General features: G+C 71.3%; 21 protein-coding genes. 11 read left to right on the forward strand and 10 right to left on the reverse strand.

Features of this window, described 5'->3' with window-relative positions; genetic code table 11:
• Positions 1-17: 17 nt before the first annotated feature.
• Positions 18-323, reverse strand: a complete 306-nt coding sequence (locus FYX01_RS01680; RefSeq protein WP_223830261.1) for a hypothetical protein — start codon at positions 321-323, stop codon at positions 18-20.
• A 230-nt stretch (positions 324-553) separates the two neighbouring features.
• On the reverse strand, positions 554-1,000 hold the full coding sequence (locus FYX01_RS01685; protein ID WP_150236785.1) for an ATP-binding protein: 447 nt from the start codon (positions 998-1,000) through the stop codon (positions 554-556).
• Between the two features lie 274 nt (positions 1,001-1,274).
• On the opposite strand from FYX01_RS01685, the gene FYX01_RS01690 reads away from it, so the two are divergent.
• The 4 genes from FYX01_RS01690 (at position 1,275) to FYX01_RS01705 (ending at position 3,546) form a co-directional block, all read left to right on the forward strand.
• On the forward strand, positions 1,275-2,081 hold the full coding sequence (locus FYX01_RS01690; RefSeq protein WP_150236787.1) for a helix-turn-helix domain-containing protein: 807 nt from the start codon (positions 1,275-1,277) through the stop codon (positions 2,079-2,081).
• Entirely contained in the window at positions 2,078-2,260 is a 183-nt protein-coding gene (locus FYX01_RS01695) for a DUF397 domain-containing protein (protein ID WP_150236789.1), read from the forward strand. Before FYX01_RS01690 ends, FYX01_RS01695 begins: the two co-directional genes overlap by 4 nt.
• A gap of 285 nt (positions 2,261-2,545) precedes the next feature.
• Complete coding sequence (locus FYX01_RS01700) at positions 2,546-3,073, forward strand: hypothetical protein (RefSeq protein WP_150236791.1); 528 nt, start codon at positions 2,546-2,548, stop codon at positions 3,071-3,073.
• Positions 3,070-3,546 carry an ATP-binding protein gene (locus FYX01_RS01705; RefSeq protein WP_150236793.1) on the forward strand — a complete coding sequence of 159 codons (477 nt, stop codon included), beginning with the start codon at positions 3,070-3,072 and terminating at the stop codon, positions 3,544-3,546. Before FYX01_RS01700 ends, FYX01_RS01705 begins: the two co-directional genes overlap by 4 nt.
• Before the next feature lie 75 nt (positions 3,547-3,621).
• Here FYX01_RS01705 and FYX01_RS01710 read toward each other — a convergent pair whose 3' ends face one another.
• Both FYX01_RS01710 and FYX01_RS01715 read right to left on the reverse strand, forming a co-directional pair.
• The gene (locus FYX01_RS01710; protein ID WP_150236795.1) at positions 3,622-3,882 is read right to left on the reverse strand and encodes a Txe/YoeB family addiction module toxin; all 261 of its coding nucleotides are present in this window, start codon (positions 3,880-3,882) and stop codon (positions 3,622-3,624) included.
• On the reverse strand, positions 3,879-4,130 hold the full coding sequence (locus tag FYX01_RS01715; RefSeq protein WP_017563364.1) for a type II toxin-antitoxin system Phd/YefM family antitoxin: 252 nt from the start codon (positions 4,128-4,130) through the stop codon (positions 3,879-3,881). Before FYX01_RS01715 ends, FYX01_RS01710 begins: the two co-directional genes overlap by 4 nt.
• Before the next feature lie 110 nt (positions 4,131-4,240).
• On the opposite strand from FYX01_RS01715, the gene FYX01_RS01720 reads away from it, so the two are divergent.
• Positions 4,241-4,504, forward strand: a complete 264-nt coding sequence (locus tag FYX01_RS01720; protein ID WP_150236797.1) for a hypothetical protein — start codon at positions 4,241-4,243, stop codon at positions 4,502-4,504.
• Positions 4,505-4,577: 73 nt separating this feature from the next.
• Here the strand turns inward: FYX01_RS01720 and tsaD are convergent, their stop codons facing one another.
• The 5 genes from tsaD to alr all read right to left on the reverse strand — a co-directional run bounded on the left by tsaD (position 4,578) and on the right by alr (position 8,636).
• Positions 4,578-5,618: a tRNA (adenosine(37)-N6)-threonylcarbamoyltransferase complex transferase subunit TsaD gene (gene tsaD, locus FYX01_RS01725; RefSeq protein WP_150236799.1), complete on the reverse strand. Its 1,041-nt coding sequence runs from the start codon at positions 5,616-5,618 to the stop codon at positions 4,578-4,580.
• Complete coding sequence (gene rimI, locus FYX01_RS01730) at positions 5,611-6,078, reverse strand: ribosomal protein S18-alanine N-acetyltransferase (protein ID WP_150236801.1); 468 nt, start codon at positions 6,076-6,078, stop codon at positions 5,611-5,613. The genes tsaD and rimI overlap by 8 nt, the downstream gene beginning before the upstream one ends.
• Positions 6,075-6,752 (reverse strand): tRNA (adenosine(37)-N6)-threonylcarbamoyltransferase complex dimerization subunit type 1 TsaB, encoded by a 678-nt coding sequence (gene tsaB, locus FYX01_RS01735; protein ID WP_150236803.1) that lies wholly within the window; start codon positions 6,750-6,752, stop codon positions 6,075-6,077. The genes rimI and tsaB overlap by 4 nt, the downstream gene beginning before the upstream one ends.
• Before the next feature lie 10 nt (positions 6,753-6,762).
• Positions 6,763-7,275, reverse strand: coding sequence for a tRNA (adenosine(37)-N6)-threonylcarbamoyltransferase complex ATPase subunit type 1 TsaE (gene tsaE / locus FYX01_RS01740; protein ID WP_150236805.1), 513 nt, complete (start codon positions 7,273-7,275; stop codon positions 6,763-6,765).
• Between the two features lie 230 nt (positions 7,276-7,505).
• Positions 7,506-8,636: an alanine racemase gene (alr, locus tag FYX01_RS01745; RefSeq protein ID WP_150236807.1), complete on the reverse strand. Its 1,131-nt coding sequence runs from the start codon at positions 8,634-8,636 to the stop codon at positions 7,506-7,508.
• A 217-nt stretch (positions 8,637-8,853) separates the two neighbouring features.
• Here alr and FYX01_RS01750 point away from each other — a divergent pair, with 217 nt between their 5' ends.
• Together FYX01_RS01750 and FYX01_RS27005 are read left to right on the forward strand one after the other, a co-directional pair.
• Positions 8,854-9,573, forward strand: a complete 720-nt coding sequence (locus FYX01_RS01750; RefSeq protein WP_150236809.1) for a DUF6069 family protein — start codon at positions 8,854-8,856, stop codon at positions 9,571-9,573.
• A 139-nt stretch (positions 9,574-9,712) separates the two neighbouring features.
• The gene (locus FYX01_RS27005) at positions 9,713-9,913 is read left to right on the forward strand and encodes a DUF6177 family protein (RefSeq protein WP_190394142.1); all 201 of its coding nucleotides are present in this window, start codon (positions 9,713-9,715) and stop codon (positions 9,911-9,913) included.
• Here FYX01_RS27005 and FYX01_RS01760 read toward each other — a convergent pair.
• Positions 9,900-11,117 (reverse strand): ROK family transcriptional regulator, encoded by a 1,218-nt coding sequence (locus tag FYX01_RS01760; RefSeq protein ID WP_150236811.1) that lies wholly within the window; start codon positions 11,115-11,117, stop codon positions 9,900-9,902. The two genes, FYX01_RS27005 and FYX01_RS01760, sit on opposite strands and share 14 nt — an antisense overlap.
• A 115-nt stretch (positions 11,118-11,232) precedes the next feature.
• Here FYX01_RS01760 and FYX01_RS01765 point away from each other — a divergent pair, with 115 nt between their 5' ends.
• Genes FYX01_RS01765 through FYX01_RS01780 form a run of 4 tightly spaced genes read left to right on the forward strand, consistent with a single transcriptional unit; the run spans position 11,233 to position 16,191 of the window.
• The gene (locus tag FYX01_RS01765; RefSeq protein ID WP_150237015.1) at positions 11,233-12,375 is read left to right on the forward strand and encodes a Gfo/Idh/MocA family protein; all 1,143 of its coding nucleotides are present in this window, start codon (positions 11,233-11,235) and stop codon (positions 12,373-12,375) included.
• The gene (locus tag FYX01_RS01770; RefSeq protein WP_150236813.1) at positions 12,372-13,991 is read left to right on the forward strand and encodes a sugar ABC transporter ATP-binding protein; all 1,620 of its coding nucleotides are present in this window, start codon (positions 12,372-12,374) and stop codon (positions 13,989-13,991) included. Before FYX01_RS01765 ends, FYX01_RS01770 begins: the two co-directional genes overlap by 4 nt.
• Positions 13,988-15,103, forward strand: a complete 1,116-nt coding sequence (locus tag FYX01_RS01775) for an ABC transporter permease (protein WP_150236815.1) — start codon at positions 13,988-13,990, stop codon at positions 15,101-15,103. Before FYX01_RS01770 ends, FYX01_RS01775 begins: the two co-directional genes overlap by 4 nt.
• Entirely contained in the window at positions 15,100-16,191 is a 1,092-nt protein-coding gene (locus tag FYX01_RS01780; protein ID WP_150236816.1) for an ABC transporter permease, read from the forward strand. The genes FYX01_RS01775 and FYX01_RS01780 overlap by 4 nt, the downstream gene beginning before the upstream one ends.

A 16,191-nucleotide genomic window follows, 5' to 3' on the forward strand; every position in this document is an offset into this window, starting at 1 on the left:
GGATAGGAAGGACAAAGTCAGATGTTGGGAGGGAACTGCTCAGCCGACTCCAGGTCCGTTCGGGCGCCTTCCTCGGCACCGCCCTGAATGTTTCCGGCGATGGCACCTGCGTGGCGCTTCACGTCCTCCATATGATCCACGTGGTTGTCGCCGAATGCGCTCCATCCCTTCACGCTGGGGTCCGGGTTCATCGCGGTCTGAGCGGCCAGAACGGCCTCGTCGAACTCCACTGGAAGATCCTTCAGCAGAGCCGCTGCCTGTTCGGCGGCCACTCCACCGGAGTGGGCTTCTTCGGGGTTCACACCCGCCGTGCCGGAAGACATAGCTTTCCACCTGTTTCACTGCGCTGACCTGGGGTTACATCACCAGAAGGGGGATAATGGGTGGTAATCGATTCATTACGCCATAACAACGATAGCTAGGCACAACGACGGTCTGCGCGCGGGAACACCTATGAGCTGGGGTGATGTTCCGGGCGTGGCCGGAAGCGGCCATGACACGAGACCCGTGGGGCGGACCACGGCTCACGCGGCCCGCCCCACGAAAACGGGGCTCACCCGGCGGCGCGTTGGGCCGGGACCTCCAACCGGGCGGTGCCCGCCGGCTCACCGGCGGGTACCGGGGACACACCCCCGCGCGGGTCCACCACGGCCCACACTGTGATCGGGTGTCCCGGCACGCCGAACCACCCCCAGCCGGTGGCCAGGCGGTCGACCAGGCGCAGGCCGAAGCCCGTTCCCGGCTCGGGAACGGTGGGCGCCGCCCCGGGGAGGACGCCGTCGTCGGTCACAGCGAGCCAGAACATACCCCGGCGGCCCTCCATCTCCATGCGGACGCGACCGCAGGGACCGCCGGAGGCGGTGTGGCGCAGGGCGTTCGTGTGCAACTCGGACAGAACCGAGATGAGGGGATAGGCCCGGTCATAACTGAGTTTGGTGCCGTGCCAACACCACAGACGGGCGGAGGCCACCTGCTGCGGCAGCGATCCCCAACTCACCATTCGGACGCCCGGAACCCGGGACGGAATCCTCTTCGGGAGTTCCGCACTCCACCTCTCCCCACCCACGCCGCCACCGTCCCGCATCGTTTCAACTCCCCTTGAGCTGGGCCTCTCCGTCGCCGACCAGCTTGGCCACAAGCCGCTCCCTTGGCCTCCTCCAATGGAGTTTCCGCGAAATCCCATTCACGCCGATGGAGTTCCTGCGAAAATCCATCACGTGAAAGAAAAGAACGGTAGTACCTTTTTGTCCATTTCTGGCATGCGAATATCAGGCATGACGAAGGTGAGCACCGACATCAAGGAACGCTGGGGCCGCGTCCTCCAGCAGCGGCGTGAGGCCAGCGGGATGACCCAGGAGACGCTGGGCCGCGCCCTCGGGGTGAAGGGCACCGCGGTGTCCAACCTGGAGCGCGGCCGGACCACTCCGGCGCGGGATGTGCTGACGTCCCTGGACAAGGCCCTGGGGACCGGCGACGAGCTGACCCAACTGTGGGAGGACCTCGTCAAGGAGGGCAAGATCCCGTGGCTGGGCCAGATGGAGGAGCTGGAGAAGAAGGCGGCCTCCATCCTGGAGTTCCACCCGTTCCTGGTCCCCTCACTGCTCCAGACGGCGGACTACGCCACCGCGGTCATGCGCGCCGTCACTCCGTGGGAGCCGCGGGCGAGGACCGAGGCGAGCGTGCGCGAGCGGATCTCTCGAGGAGAGCGCTTTCAGAGTGCGGACACCCCGGTGATGATGGTGGTGATCGGCCGCGCGGTCCTGACCGAGCCGATCGACCACGGACCCATCATGCGCGAGCAGTTGGAGCACGTCCAGGCTCTCGCGAAACGTGAGCGGATAACCTTGCAGATCACGGAGGAACCTCTGCATCCCGGACTGGTCGGACCGTTCACGGTGCTTGATCCCCCTCCGGGGCGGGAGCTCGTGTACGCGGAGTCGGCCCACAAGGGCCAGTTCATCCACGATCCCGACGCCGTGGGAGAGTTCAAGCTGAGGTTCCACCGCCTCCAGGCAGCGGCGATGCCACCGGGCCAGTCGCTGCGGCTGGTCGAAGAGACGATTGAGGGATTTGCGCCATGAGTGACGTCCAGTGGCACAAGAGCAGCTACAGCGGGGGCTCGCACCAGAACTGTGTAGAGGTCGCCGAGGGCCCCGAGCACACCCTGGTCCGCGACACCCGGCACCGCGACCACGGCCACCTCGCCTTCGGGGGCCTCGCCTGGTCCGGCTTCCTCTCCTCCGTCAGGAGCGACCGCTAACCGCGTCGGTCCGGCCCCTGTTCCCCGGTGCGGGAACGGGGGCATTTCTGTGTCCTATGCCCGAATAAAGGCTTTTGTGTTTTTGGCGGGAAAGATTCCCTCAAGCCTTCTCACCTGGGAAAACGAACCGATCCAGAATATTTTCCGCATTACTTCGCGGTAGCAGCGCCACCCACACTCGAAATGCCTTACGCTTTTCTCCAAAACCACGAATGACCCCGCGACGGTCGATACCGCCCGGGGTCGTGGCCAGCAACTCACCACTTGAAGAACAGGATTGCCAGCATGCGCCAGTTTAGCGCTGCCCTCCTCAGCCGTGCCCTCGGCCCGCTGATCGCCTTCCTCTCCTCTCCCTGCGGACGCCACTCCACGGTGGCCGGCCGTCGCCGCCGCTCCACGCGCGTGCGCCGCTACGCTCCCCCGCCGCTTCCCGCGCCCACACCCGCACCGCGCCTGGCGACCACCCGAGAGGTCGTTCCGGCCGAGGACGTCGCCCTGGTGAGGCCCTACTTCGCCGCCCACGAGCGCCTCCGCACGGCCCAGACCCGCATCCCCGAGCCCCGTCGTCCCGAACCCGAAACCGACGAGGTGGCGCGCAGGTTCGCCCAGGTCCAGGAACGCGCCGCCGCCATCCTCCAGCAGTGGTCGGCCGCCCCGGACGGTGACCTGCTCTCCGGTCCCGCGCCCCGGTTCGGGGTGGTCGGGCCCCCCGTGCCCTCACGATCCGCCACAGCCGGTGAGTTCGCCGAGCTGGCCGACCTGACCCGCACCTGGCTCGACCAGCGGCGGCAGCGCGAGGAGGTCCCGGCATGAGCGGCCCCGTGCGCTGGGAGCACCGCGTCTACTCCGGGAACCTCGGCGAACTCGCACAGGTCAGGAGCGATCTGGCCGCCGACCTCGCCGGGTTCGACCCCGCCCTGGTCGCCGACCTCCAACTGTGCCTGTCGGAGCTGTTCGCCAACGCCGTCAAGTACACCGACTCCGGCACGGAGCACGGAGAGGTCGTCCGCACCCTGTCCCTGTCCGGCCCCACCACCCTGCGCCTCTCCATCAGCGACTCCGGCGGCGGTGGCGGCCTCCCGCGCCTCCCGGTCGAGCGCGACGGCGACGAGTGGGACTGGGCGGAGGGGCAGCGCGGCCTGCTCCTGGTCCAGAACCTGTCCCGTGCCTGGGACCACCACCCGCTCGTCCCCTGGGGCGACCTGGGCGCCAACGTGTGGGGCGAGTTCGCCGTTGACCCGACAACCGTCCCGCAGGGTCTGCGCCCCTACGTCTTCACCCACTGATCCACCGGTCCGCACTCCTTACATGGCTGAGGTCCCTGCTCAACAGAAACAGAGCAGGGACCTCACCACAAGTCATCACTTCCCGTAGTGATAGCGGCAAGCGGCGATGCGGATCTCGTCCCCGCTGATCTTGTACACCAACCGGTGTTCGTCGGTGATGCGACGGGACCAGTAACCCTGGAAACCATGCCGCAGGGGTTCGGGCTTACCCATGCCGTCGTTTCCGTTGCGGTCGATGTCCTTGATCAGAACGTTGATGCGCTTAAGGATCTTGCGATCCTGACCCTGCCACCAGACGTAGTCTTCCCAGGCGCCCTGCGCCCAGACCAATTTCATTCGGCCAGGCCCCGTTCGATCCCCTGGTCGGACTCCAACTCCTCGATCGCGGTCACCAGGCGCCGTGCGTTCTCAGGGCTACGAAGGAGGTAGGCGGTCTCCCTGAGAGTCTCGTACTCCGACAGCGCCATCATGACCACCGGTTCGTGCCCGGCTCTGGTAATCACTACTTCCTCTCGGTCGTTGACGACGGAGTCGAGCGTGGCCGCGTAGTTGGCACGGGACTCCGAGTAGCTCATCGTCTTCACTCTGGCCTCCCAGCGCTGTAACCTGCAAGGAAACTAATTGTACAGGATTACGTACGCATCCAGCAGGAAGCTGCGAGTTCCAGACCGCCCGGAAATACCTGGAGGACCTGATGTCCGTGGGAACCTACGACTGGCAGAGCGACTTCGCACGCGAGTACGTCGGCATCGGCCGTGAGGAAGGCCGCGAGGAGGGCCGCGAGGAGGGCCGCGAGGAGGGCCTCGCCCAGAGCGTGGTCCTCTTCCTCGACGCCCGGGGCTTCGAGGTCTCCGACGAGGTCCGCCGACGCATCGAATCCTGCGACGATCTCGACACCCTCGAAACCTGGGTTCGCAGGGCGGCCAAGGTCGACGGCCCCGAGGAACTCTTCGACTGACGCCGGGCACCGGCACACGTGCGGGGGTGGGAAGCGGCCGCTTCCCACCCCCGCACGTGTGTACGCCGGTCCGCTATATCGCCAGCGGGGACTCCACCGGCAGGGACGTGTCCGTGGCCAGGTCCAGGGCCGACGGCGGCAGGCCCGCGGCCACCACCTCCGCGCCCAGGGCGGCGATCATCGCGCCGTTGTCCGTGCACAGGCGCGGGCGCGGGACGCGCAGCTCGACACCCGCCTCCTGGCAGCGCTGCTCGGCGAGCGTGCGCAGCGCCGAGTTCGCCGCCACGCCGCCGCTGATGACCAGCGTGCTCACCCCGTGCTCCACGCAGGCGTCCACGGCCTTGCGTGTCAGCACGTCCACCACCGACTCCTGGAAGGCGGCGGCGATGTCGGCGACCACCAGGGGTTCCCCCCTGCGGTCGGCGTCCTCCACGTGGCGGGCCACGGCGGTCTTGAGCCCGGAGAACGAGAAGTCGTAGGTGCCGTCGCCCCACTTGCCGCGCGGGAACCGGATGGCCCGGGGATCGCCCCGCTGGGCCGCCTTGTCGATGGGCGGCCCGCCCGGGTAGGGCAGCTCCAGCAGGCGCGCCACCTTGTCGTAGGCCTCACCGGCGGCGTCGTCCACGGTGTCGCCGAGGGAGACCACCTCGGTGGCCAGGTCGTTGACCAGCAGCAGCGAGGTGTGGCCGCCCGAGACCAGCAGGGCGATCGCGGGCTTGGGCAGCGGCCCGTGCTCCAGTTGGTCCACGGCCACGTGTCCCACCAGGTGGTTCACGCCGTAGAGCGGCTTGCCCAGGGCCATGGAGTAGGCCTTCGCGGCGGAGACGCCCACGAGCAGGGCGCCCGCCAGGCCCGGCCCGGCGGTCACCGCGATCGCGTCCACGTCCGACAGCTTCGCCCCGGCCTGTTCCAGGGCGCGCCGGACGGTCGGGGTCATCGCCTCCAGGTGCGCGCGGCTGGCCACCTCGGGCACCACGCCTCCGAAGCGGACGTGCTGGTCGACACTGGAGGCGACGGAGTCCCCGAGCAGCTCGCAGCCGCGCACCAGGGCCACGCCGGTCTCGTCGCAGGACGTCTCGATCCCCATGACCAGGGGCAGGTCCCGGTCACTCATGGCTTCCCTCTCCGGCGACACGCCGCATAACGAAGGCGTCCGCCCCCTTGTAGTAGCCGCGCCGCACACCGACCTGCACGAAACCGAACCGTTCGTAGAGCCTCTGTGCGCGCGGGTTGTCCGAGCGCACCTCCAGGAACATGTGGGTGACGCCGCGGCGTTCGGCCTGGAGGAGCAGTTCGGTGAGCAGCGCTCCGCCCACTCCCCTGCCCCAGACCTGTTCGGCGACGGCTATGGTCTGCACGTCGCCCTCGGGCGGGCCGGACCACAGCCCGGCGTAGCCCACGAGCGCGTCCCCGGACTCGGCCACCAGGTAGTAGCGGGCGGGTTCGGCCAGCTCGGCGCGGAGCATGTCCTCGCTCCAGGCGTCGAGCGGGAACAGGGTGCGTTCGAGGGTCATGACGGCCGGGACGTCGTCGCCGGTCATCTCGCGCAGGCGCACACCGGCCACTTCGGTCATTTCACCCACTGGCGTACCTTCTTCGGGGCACCGGGCTCCACCGCGTCCGGACGTCGCAGGTAGAGCGGATTGGGCTCGGGGAGTTCCCCGCCCCGGCGCAGGCGCAGCAGGGCGAGCTCGGCCATGGCTGCGGCGTCCGGGTGGAGCGGGTCCACGGGGTCCGAACCGGTGCCGAGCACGTCGGCGTACATGCGGGCGCCGTCGCCGACCAACGGCAGGCCGCCGGTGTCCAGCTCGGCGGGCCGGTCGACGCGCACCTCGCCCACACGGGTGAGGTGGTCGTCGTAGCGCGCCCAGAACACCTCCTTGCGGCGGGCGTCGGTCATGGCGACGAAGGGCTCGGTGCGTCCGGTGGCGAAGGCCAGGGCGTCCAGGGTGGCGATCCCGTGGCAGGGGACGCCGAGGGCCTCGGCCAGGGCGTGCGCGGTGGCCAGACCGACCCGAAGGCCGGTGTAGGGACCGGGGCCGATGCCGACGGCGACGTGGTCGAGATCGGCCAGGGCGGTCCCGGCCTCCTCGGCGAGCCGCGCGACCGTGGGGCTGAGCAGCTCGCCGTGTCGGCGCGCGTCCACGGAAGCGGCGCTGGCGCGCAGGGTGAAGGCCCCGTCGGGGCCGCTCTCACCGATGGCGGCGGTGACCGCCGGGGTGGCGGTGTCGAAGGCCAGGAGCAGCACGGGCAGCCGCCTATCCGCGCCCGGCGGTGGTGCCGGGCAGGTCGGTGCCGGTCCAGCGGTCGCCGACGGCGCGCAGATGGACCGAGCGGGTGTCGTCGGAGTGTCGTTCGATGCGGATCTCCAGCCGCTCGTCGGACAGTCCCTCGGCCACGCCCTCGCCCCACTCGACCACGGTGACGGAGTCGGGAAGGGTCATGTCCAGGTCGATGTCGTCGATCTCGGCGGCGTCGCCGAGCCGGTAGGCGTCCACGTGCACCAGGGAGGGACCGCCGGTCAGGGAGGGATGGATCCGGGAGATGACGAAGGTCGGGGAGGTGACCCGTCCGCGCACGCCCAGGCCCTCACCCAGGCCCTGGGTGAAGGTGGTCTTCCCCGCGCCGAGCGGACCGGACAGGATCAGCAGGTCGCCGGGTCGGGTGAGCGCGGCGAGGTCGCGTCCGAGGGCGCGCATGGCCTCATCGGTGACGGCGGTGACCTCACCGACGGTGGCCGCGCCTGGAGTGGTTGCTGTCGCGTCTGTCATGGGCTCGCTGCTCGTGTCGGATGTGGTGGACGGTTCGTGGCTTTCGGAGCGCGCCGGGTCGGGGCGCGTTCCTGACGGGCGCGCCGGGGCGCGTTCCCCATCCAGATTAGGCGGGGCGGAGGAGAACCGTGACCGGATCGCGGCGATCGGCCGGACGGCCGTGCCGAAGCCCCGCCGGGGTCGTGCCCGGCCCTGCCGGGTCCTCGTACGGACCCGCGTACCGCCTCCGCTCAGGCCGGGGCGCCGACGTACTCGCGCGGGACCCGGACACCCACCCTGGTGACGATCTCGTACGGGATGGTGTCCAGGATCCGGGCCCAGTCCTCCGCGGTCGGGGTGTCCGGGTTCTCTCCGGGATCGCCGAACAGCACCGCGTACTCCCCGTCCTCCACCGCGTCGTCGCCGACATCCACAACGAACTGGTCCATGCAGACTGTTCCCGAGATGACGCGGGCCCGGCCGCCGAGCAGGACGGGTCCCTTGTTGGTGGCGGCACGGGGGACGCCGTCGGCGTAGCCGAGCGGCACCAGGGCCAGGGTGGTCTCCCGGTCGGTGACGTAGCGGTGGCCGTAGGAGACACCGCTGCCCGCCGGGACGCGCTTGGTGAGGGCGATCCGCGAGCGCAGCGTCATCGCGGGGCGCAGTCCGGTCGCGTCGAAGTCCGGGATGGGGCACAGGCCGTAACCGGCGATCCCGCCGCGGACGAGGTCGAAGCGCGCCTCGGGGAGGGTGAGCAGCGCGGCCGAGTTGGCGATGTGGCGGACCTCGGGGGCCAGGCCCGCCTTGTCCGCGGTCTCCAGCGCCTCGTGGAAGCGGGAGAGCTGGAGCGCGATGGAGGGGTGGCCGGGCTCGTCGGCGCAGGCGAAGTGCGACCACACCCCGGAGACGCGCAGGTGCCCCTCGTCCTCGGCGCGGGCGGCGGCCTCCACCAGGTTCTGCCAGTCGGCCGGGTCGACCCCGCCGCGGTTGAGGCCGGTGTCGGCCTTGAGCTGCACGCGTGCGGTGCGGCCCAGGCGCCCGGCCTCGGCGATCACCGTGTCCAGGACCGCGCGGTCGCTCACCCCGAGGTCGACGTCGGCCCCGACGGCCTCCGCCACCGGTTCGCCGGGCGGAATGATCCAGGCCAGGACGGGCAGAGTGAACCCGGCGCGGCGCAGTTCGAGGGCCTCGCCGATGAAGGCGGTGCCCAGCCAGGTCGCGCCGCCCGCGATCAGGGCGCGGGCCGCGGGGAGCATGCCGTGCCCGTAACCGTCGGCCTTGACCACTCCCATGAGCGGAGTACCGCCGGCGAACCCGCGGAGCAGCCGCGCGTTGTGGGAGATCGCGTCGAGGTCGACGCGGGCGTGCGCGAAGTGAGACATGGTTCCAGTGTTCCACGTGCCGAGCACCGGGAGCGGATGTGCGGAAGGAGCGGCCGGACGGGGTGGCGAATCGGCGGGCGGGGCCGTGACCGTTTTCGGCGGCGTCCCAGGGCATGCGGGATGAACAGGCACGATGCGGCTTTTCCCGGTGACTCGTAGTACACGGGCACATGTGGGGTAGTAACGGCTTCGAAGCACAGTATCTGGGGGTACTGGCATGACTGAGATAGGAAGCGAACGACCCGTCAACAGCACACGCCTGTGGTCGGGAGGACTGGCCACGGCCGTCGTCGCGGGGCTGGTGATCTTCGCGGGCACCCTGGTCTTCCGAGGAGTGTTCGGGGTCCCGGTGCTCGCGCCGGAGGAGGCCGGGAACCTGGGTGACGCGAGCACCGCCGCGTACGCCCTCATGGCCGCCGTCGCCGCCCTGCTGGCCACGGCCCTGATCCACCTGCTGCTGCTCAGCGCACCGAGGGCGCTGAAGTTCTTCGGCTGGATCCTGGGGCTGGCGACCGCGATCGCCGCCGTCGCCCCGTTCAGCGAGGCGGCCGGGATGCCGAGCCAGGTCGCCACGGCCGTGATCAACCTGGTCACGGGTATCGCGATCATCACCCTCCTGCGGAGCGTGGCGCGCTCGGCCACCCTGAGCAGCCGGTCGGTGGGTACCGGCTCCGCGCGCACGGCGCGGGCGTCGGAGGCGAACGTCAGGCCCGTCGGGGAGACGGAACCGAGGGACGAGACGCGGCCCGTGGATCCGAAGGAGCCCGCGCAGGGCGAGGATCCCGTTCTGCGGCAGGAGGGCGTCCTGCCCGACGTCAAGCAGGACGAGTACCGCAGGAACCAGGTCCGCGCCCAGGAGTTGGACGCGGAGGCGGAGCAGGCCAGGGAGCAGGCCAGGCAGAGCCGACAGGCTCCCGGTGACAGGCACGCGGGGTAGCCCGAGACCCCGGTGACCCGTGGCGCACCCTGACCCGTGCCGCCCGAGGGGGGCGGAGCCGAGCGGCTCCGCCCCCCTTTCGCATGTCCGAACCCCTGGTGGCCGCGAGGGCCCGGCGTACGCGCCCCGCTGGGCGGGTGTGTCCGTCCCCGTGGGGCTGGCCGTGGGCCCGGAGGGGGTGCTGGAGACGGGCCGGGGGAGGGCGCTGGCCGCACCGGTGCGGGGCACCGTCTTCGGCTCGCCCGTGGCCCCGCTGGTCTGGTACCGGATCGGGGACGGAGTGGAACCGGACGGCTGGCACCGGTTCCGGGAGCTGATGGAGCACTTCAGGCCCCGTTGATCAGGGCGTCCGCGTGCTCGGGGCTCAGACAGTGCTCGATCACCATGACGGCGGCGCCGACCACGCCGGCGCTCTCCCCCGCCACGGACGAGACGATGTTCAGGTGCTCGGTGGCCAGTGGCAGCGACCGCTGGTAGATGACCTCCCGGACCCCGGCGAGCAGGTGGTCCCCGGCCAGGGCGAGCGCTCCGCCGATGACGATGACCGCCGGGTTGAACATGTTCACCGACGCGGCCAGGACCTCGCCGATGTCGCGGCCCGCCTGGCGCAGCGCGCGCAGCGCGGGCACCGACCCGTTGCGGGACAGCTCCACCACGTCGCGGGCCCCGCCGGCGGACACGCCCCCGGCGGTGAGCCCGGCGGCCAGGGCGGCGCCGCTGGCCACGGCCTCCAGGCAGCCGGTGTTGCCGCAGCGGCAGGGCCGTTCGTCGCCGCTGGGGACGTGGATGTGCCCCATGTCCCCGGCGGCCCCCTGCGCCCCCCGGTAGACGCTGCCCTCGCTGATGATCCCGCAGCCGATGCCGGTGGCGACCTTGACGAACATCAGGTGGCTGGCCGCGGGCCAGGCGGTGTGGTGCTCCCCGAGCGCCATGATGTTGACGTCGTTGTCCACCAGGACCGGCACGTCGAGCCGGTCGTGGACGTAGCAGGGGACGTCGAAGTCGTCCCACCCGGGCATGATCGGCGGATTGACCGCGCGCCCGGTGGAGTGCTGCACCGGGCCCGGGAGGCCGATGCCCAGACCGAGCAGCTCGTCCACCCGCCGCCGCGCGCCCTCCAGCAGGCCGCGGCCCCTCTCCACGACCCAGTCCAGGACGGGCTCTGGGCCCAGCGCGATGTCCAGGTCGGCGCGCTCCTCGGCGAGCACCGTCCCGGACATGTCGGTGAGGGCGAGCCGGGCGTGGGTGGCGCCCAGGTCGGCGGCCAGGACCACGCGGGCGTCGGGCCGGAAGGAGAAGGTCGTGGGGGGCCTGCCCCCGGTGGAGACGGCCTCGCCCGCGGGCCCGATGAGTCCGCTGGAGAGCAGGGCGTCCACGCGCTGGGTGACGGTCGAGCGGGCCAGGCCGGTGACCGAGGCCAGTTCGGAGCGGGTGCGCGGCTTTCCGTCCCGCAGGAGCTGGAGCAGGGTTCCCGCACCCGGTGCGGCGGTCGGAGCGACGGTCAAGCCTTGTCCCCCCGGGCGAGTCAGCGCGTCTTCCGTCATACGAACAGTGAAGCACAGGATCTATTGACCGATCGTTATCAGGCTACTGCGTATCTATCCTGCAACTTATGCTTGACCATCGACATAAGTCAGGCGTACTGTTCTGGGCATGTCAGTGAGAAAGGTCACAAGCCTGGGCGAAGCGCCGGATTCCGGGCTGACCGCCCCGAACGCCTACCGCGCCGCGGTGATCGGCACCGGCTTCATGGGCCGGGTCCACTCCCACGCCGTCCGCGCCGCCGGTGGCGAGGTCGTCGGGGTCACGGGTTCCTCCCCCGACAAGGCCGAGCGGTTCCGCATCGACAACAACGTCGCCCGGGTCCACGCCGACGCCCTCGAACTCATCCACAGCGACGACGTGGACGTGGTCCACGTGTGCACCCCCAACCACCTCCACGCCCCGCTGAGCCTGGCCGCCCTGGCCGCCGGCAAGCACGTGGTGTGCGAGAAGCCCCTGGCCACCGACGCCGACACCGCGCGCCACCTCGTCCGCACCGCGAAGGAGGCCGAGCGGGTCGCCGTCGTCCCCTTCGCCTACCGGTTCCACCCCATGGCCCGCGAGGCGCGCGCCCGGGTCGCCACCGGTTCCATCGGCCGCGTGAGCCTCGCCCACGGCGGCTACCTCCAGGACTGGCTCCTGTACCCGGAGGAGGACAACTGGCGGGTCGACCCCGACCTCGGCGGACCGACCCGCGCCTTCGGCGACATCGGCTCCCACTGGTGCGACATGTTGGAGTTCGTCACCGGCGACCGCATCACCTCGGTCAGCGCCCAGACCTCCCGCGTCAACGACACCCGCGACGGCCGCCCCGTGACCACCGAGGACCTGGTGGCCCTCCAGTTCGCCACGGCGGGCGGCGTGATCGGCGGCGCCGTCATCAGCCAGGTCTCCCCCGGACGCAAGAACCGCCTGGTCCTGGAGGTCTCCGGTACCGAGGGCTCCCTGCTCTTCGACCAGGAGCGGCCCGAGACCCTCTGGGCGGGCAGCCGGGGCCGCACCGGCGTCATCACCCGCGACGACCCCGAACTGAGCCCGGACGCGGCGCGCCTGGCCACCACCCCCGTGGGGCACCCGCAGGGCTACCAGGACTGCTTCAACGCGCTGGTGTCCGACACCGGCGCCGCCATCGCGGGGAGGATCCCCGAGGGCCTGCCCGTGTTCGCCGACGGCCTGCGCGCCGCCGTCCTGGCCGAGGCCGTGCTGACCTCGGCCGACGAGCGCCGCTGGGTCGACGTCCCGGAGGTGGACGGGGGATGACCACCGAGCTCCTGCTCCGGATGAGCGGCGTCAGCAAGTCCTTCCTGGGCGTGCGCGTGCTGCACGGCGTGGACCTGGAGCTGCACCCCGGCGAGCTGCACGCGCTGGTCGGTGAGAACGGCGCGGGCAAGTCCACCCTGATGAAGGTGCTGGCCGGCGTGCACCGCGCGGACGGGGGAACCATCGAGCTGGAGGGGAGGCCGGTCTCCTTCGAGCACCCCGTCCAAGCGCAGCGCGCGGGCGTGACCACGGTCTTCCAGGAGTTCAACCTCCTGCCCGAGCGCACCGTCGCCGAGAACGTCTTCCTGGGCCGGGAGATCCGCCGCCGCGGCCTGGTGGACGGCCGGGCCATGGAGCGGGCCACCGCCGAACTGCTCGCCGAACTGGGCCTGGAGGGCATCGCCCCACGGTCCAGGGTCCGGTCGCTGTCGGTGGCCGAGCAGCAGATCGTGGAGATCGTCAAGGCGCTCTCGCACGACGCGCGCATCATCTCCATGGACGAGCCGACCGCCGCGCTGGCCGACCACGAGGTGGAGGTGCTCTACCGGATCATCGGCCGCCTGCGCGAACGCGGTGTGGCGGTGCTGTACGTGTCGCACCGTATGAAGGAGATCTTCGACCTGGCCGACACGATCACCGTCCTCAAGGACGGGTACCGGGTGGACACCGTCCCCGCCGACGGGGTCAGCCCCTCCGAGCTGGTCCGCAAGATGGTGGGGCGCCCGGTCTCGGCGGTCTTCCCCGAGCGGCTGGAGCCGCACGGCGCGCACGTGGGGAGGGTACGGCTGTCGGTGGCCGGCGGCGGCAACACCCAGCTGGACGGGATCGGCTTCGAGGTGCGCGGCGGCGAGATCCTGGGCCTGGGCGGGCTCCAGGGCAGCGGGCGCACGGAGGTCGCCCACGCCCTCTTCGGCGTCGAGCGCTTCACCCGCGGCGAGGTCTCCGTGGACGGCCGCAGGGTCGACCCGCGCTCGCCGCGCCAGGCCGTGCGCTCCGGGCTGGTGCTGGTCACCGAGGACCGGAAGACGCAGGGACTGGCGCTGAACCAGTCGGTCGCGGCCAACGGACGCCTGGTCCTGGACGCGGTCTGGCCCCTCGGGTCGGCCCGGCGGGCCAGGCGGCTCCCGGGCATCCTCTCCTCGGTGGAGCTGGTCGCGCGCGGCGGCCACGGCCAGGAGGTCCGCTACCTGTCCGGCGGCAACCAGCAGAAGGTGGTGCTGGCCAAGTGGCTGGCCACCGAACCCGGCGTGATGGTGCTCGACGAGCCCACGCGCGGTATCGACGTGGGCGCCAAGCAGGCCGTCTACCGGCTGATGCGCGAACTGGCGGCGGCGGGTGTGGCGATCGTGCTCATCTCCTCCGAGCTGCCCGAGCTGATCGGCATGTCCGACCGGCTGGTCGTCCTGCGGGACGGCCGGGTGGCGGGCGAGCTTCCCGGCGGGTCCGGTGAGGAGGCCGTCATGGCGGCGGCCACCGGATCACCGCACGGGGACGGCTCCGCCGCCCACGACCCCCGAGCGTCGGCCTCCGCCGGCGACGCCTCCCCCGACGGCCCGTCGTCCTCCGAGGAGAACGGCGGCGGTTCCCCGGCACGGCACGAGGAGGCCGCCCCGTGACACGCCCACCGATCCCCCTCACCCGGAATCCGCGACCGCGCCTGGACACCACCGGGCTGGTCTACCTCGCCCTGGTGCTGCTGCTCGCGCTGAGCGCGGCCCTCGTGGCCGCGCGGGGCGGCAACCTGTTCACCACCGCCAACACCGTCGACCTGTTCACCCGCAGCAGCCTGCTGGGGTTCCTGGCCATCGGGCAGACGCTCGTCATCCTGTGCCGCTCCCTGGACCTGTCGGTGGGCTACGTCGCCGCGCTGTCCACCGTGGTCGCGGCCACCACCATGGCGGGCGACCCCTCCCGCGTCCTGCTCGGCGTGGGCGCGACACTCGGCGTGGCCGGGCTGATCGGCCTGGCCAACGGGCTGGTGGTGACCAGGCTGCGGGTCAACCCCTTCATCGCCACCCTGGGCATGGGGCTGGTGATCAAGGGCTACCTGGACACGAACTTCCAGGGTCCGGCCGGATCGATCCCCGCCGCCTTCCAGGCCTTCGGCTACACCCGGATCGGCGTGCTGCCCGTCTCCACCCTGGTGATGCTGGGCGTGGCGCTGGCGGCGGTGCTGTTCCTGCGGCGAACCCGGACGGGCTACCACATGTACGCGGTCGGCGGCGACGCCGAGGTCGCCCGGCTCTCGGGGATCCGTTCCGGGGTGCCCACGGTCACCGCGCACGTGCTGTGCTCGGTCACGGCCGGTGTGGCCGGCCTGCTGCTGGCCGCCCGGTTCGGCACCGGAAGCGCCACGGTCTACTCCGGCGGCTACGAGCTGGAGGCCATCGCGGCCGTGGTGCTGGGCGGCACCTACCTGCTCGGCGGGCGCGGCGGCGTGGCCGGAACGGTCGCGGGGGTGCTCATCCTCGCCACGCTCGACACGGTGTTCAACGTGCTGGCGGTCGACCCGTTCGTCAAGGACGTGCTGCGCGGCGTCATCGTCATCGCCGCCGTGGCCGTCTACGCCCGCCGCGGGCACCCCGCCAGGCGGGTGCGCTTCCCCTCGGGCGGCACCGCGCCACCCGGTCCAGGCCCGGGTTCGCGGCCAGGCCCCGATCCCTCCCCCGAGTCCGACCCCGACCCGGAGACCGGTCCCGCACCGCAGCCCCTCGGAGGCCTCCGATGACCCCGAACCCCACCCAGGACGTGCGCGGCACCGGCGACTCCGGCGGCTCACGCCGTTCGGGCGCGCCGACCGCGCTCGCCGCGCTGGGCCGGGGCGGCACGGCGACCGTCGCCCTGCTGCTGGCGCTGATCTTCGTGGTCATCGCCACCCAGAACCCGTCGTTCTTCGAGGGTCCGCCGCTGATGTCCTTCGCCAAGAAGGCCGCGCCGCTGGTGATCCTGGCGATCGGCCAGTACCTGGTGATCGTCTCCGGGGAGTTCGACCTGTCGGTCGGGTCCCTGGTGGGCGCCCAGGTGGTGATCGCGGCCCGGCTCATCGACGGCCAGGAGGCCATGACCCTGCCGGTAATCGGCCTCATGATGGTCTTCGGCCTGGTCGTGGGCCTGGTCAACGGCCTGGTGACCACACTGCTCAGGGTGCCGTCGATCATCACCACGCTCGGCACGATGCTGATCCTGTTCGGCGCCGTCCGCTACTGGACCGGCGGCGCGCCCACCGGCGCGCTCTCGGAGTCCTTCCGGGTCCCCGGACGCCACGGGATCGAGGGCGTACCGTTCCTCGGCGAGCTCCCGTGGGCGCTGGTCATCGCCCTGGTGCTGGCGGTGGGCGCCGTGTTCCTCATGCGCTCGCCCTTCGGCCGCTCCCTCGTCGCGACGGGCGACAACGACGTCGCCGCCGCGTTCTCCGGGGTGCGGGTGTGGCGGGTGCGCACCATGGCCTTCGTCGGCTCCTCGCTGATGGCCACCGTCGCCGCCATCCTCATCGGCGGATACGCCGGTGTCACCGCGCAGGTCGGGGACGGGCTGGAGTTCACCGCCATCACCGCCGTCGTACTCGGCGGGGTGGTGCTGGGCGGCGGGCGCGGCACCGTGGTCGCCGCCGTCCTGGGCGCCCTGACGGTGGAGGCCCTGTTCACCCTGTTCAACCAGCTCTACCTGCCCTCGACGATCCAGCCGTCGGTGCAGGGGCTCATCATCATCGCCGCGGTGGCCTACGCCGCCCGCCGGGGCGACCTTCGACTGCCGGAGCGCCTGCGACGGCGACCGGCCCATCCGACCGAGCGGTCGCTCGGCACTTCCAGGAGGTAA

Origin of the sequence: Nocardiopsis quinghaiensis, assembly GCF_008638365.1 — a bacterium.
Lineage (GTDB): Bacteria > Actinomycetota > Actinomycetes > Streptosporangiales > Streptosporangiaceae > Nocardiopsis > Nocardiopsis quinghaiensis.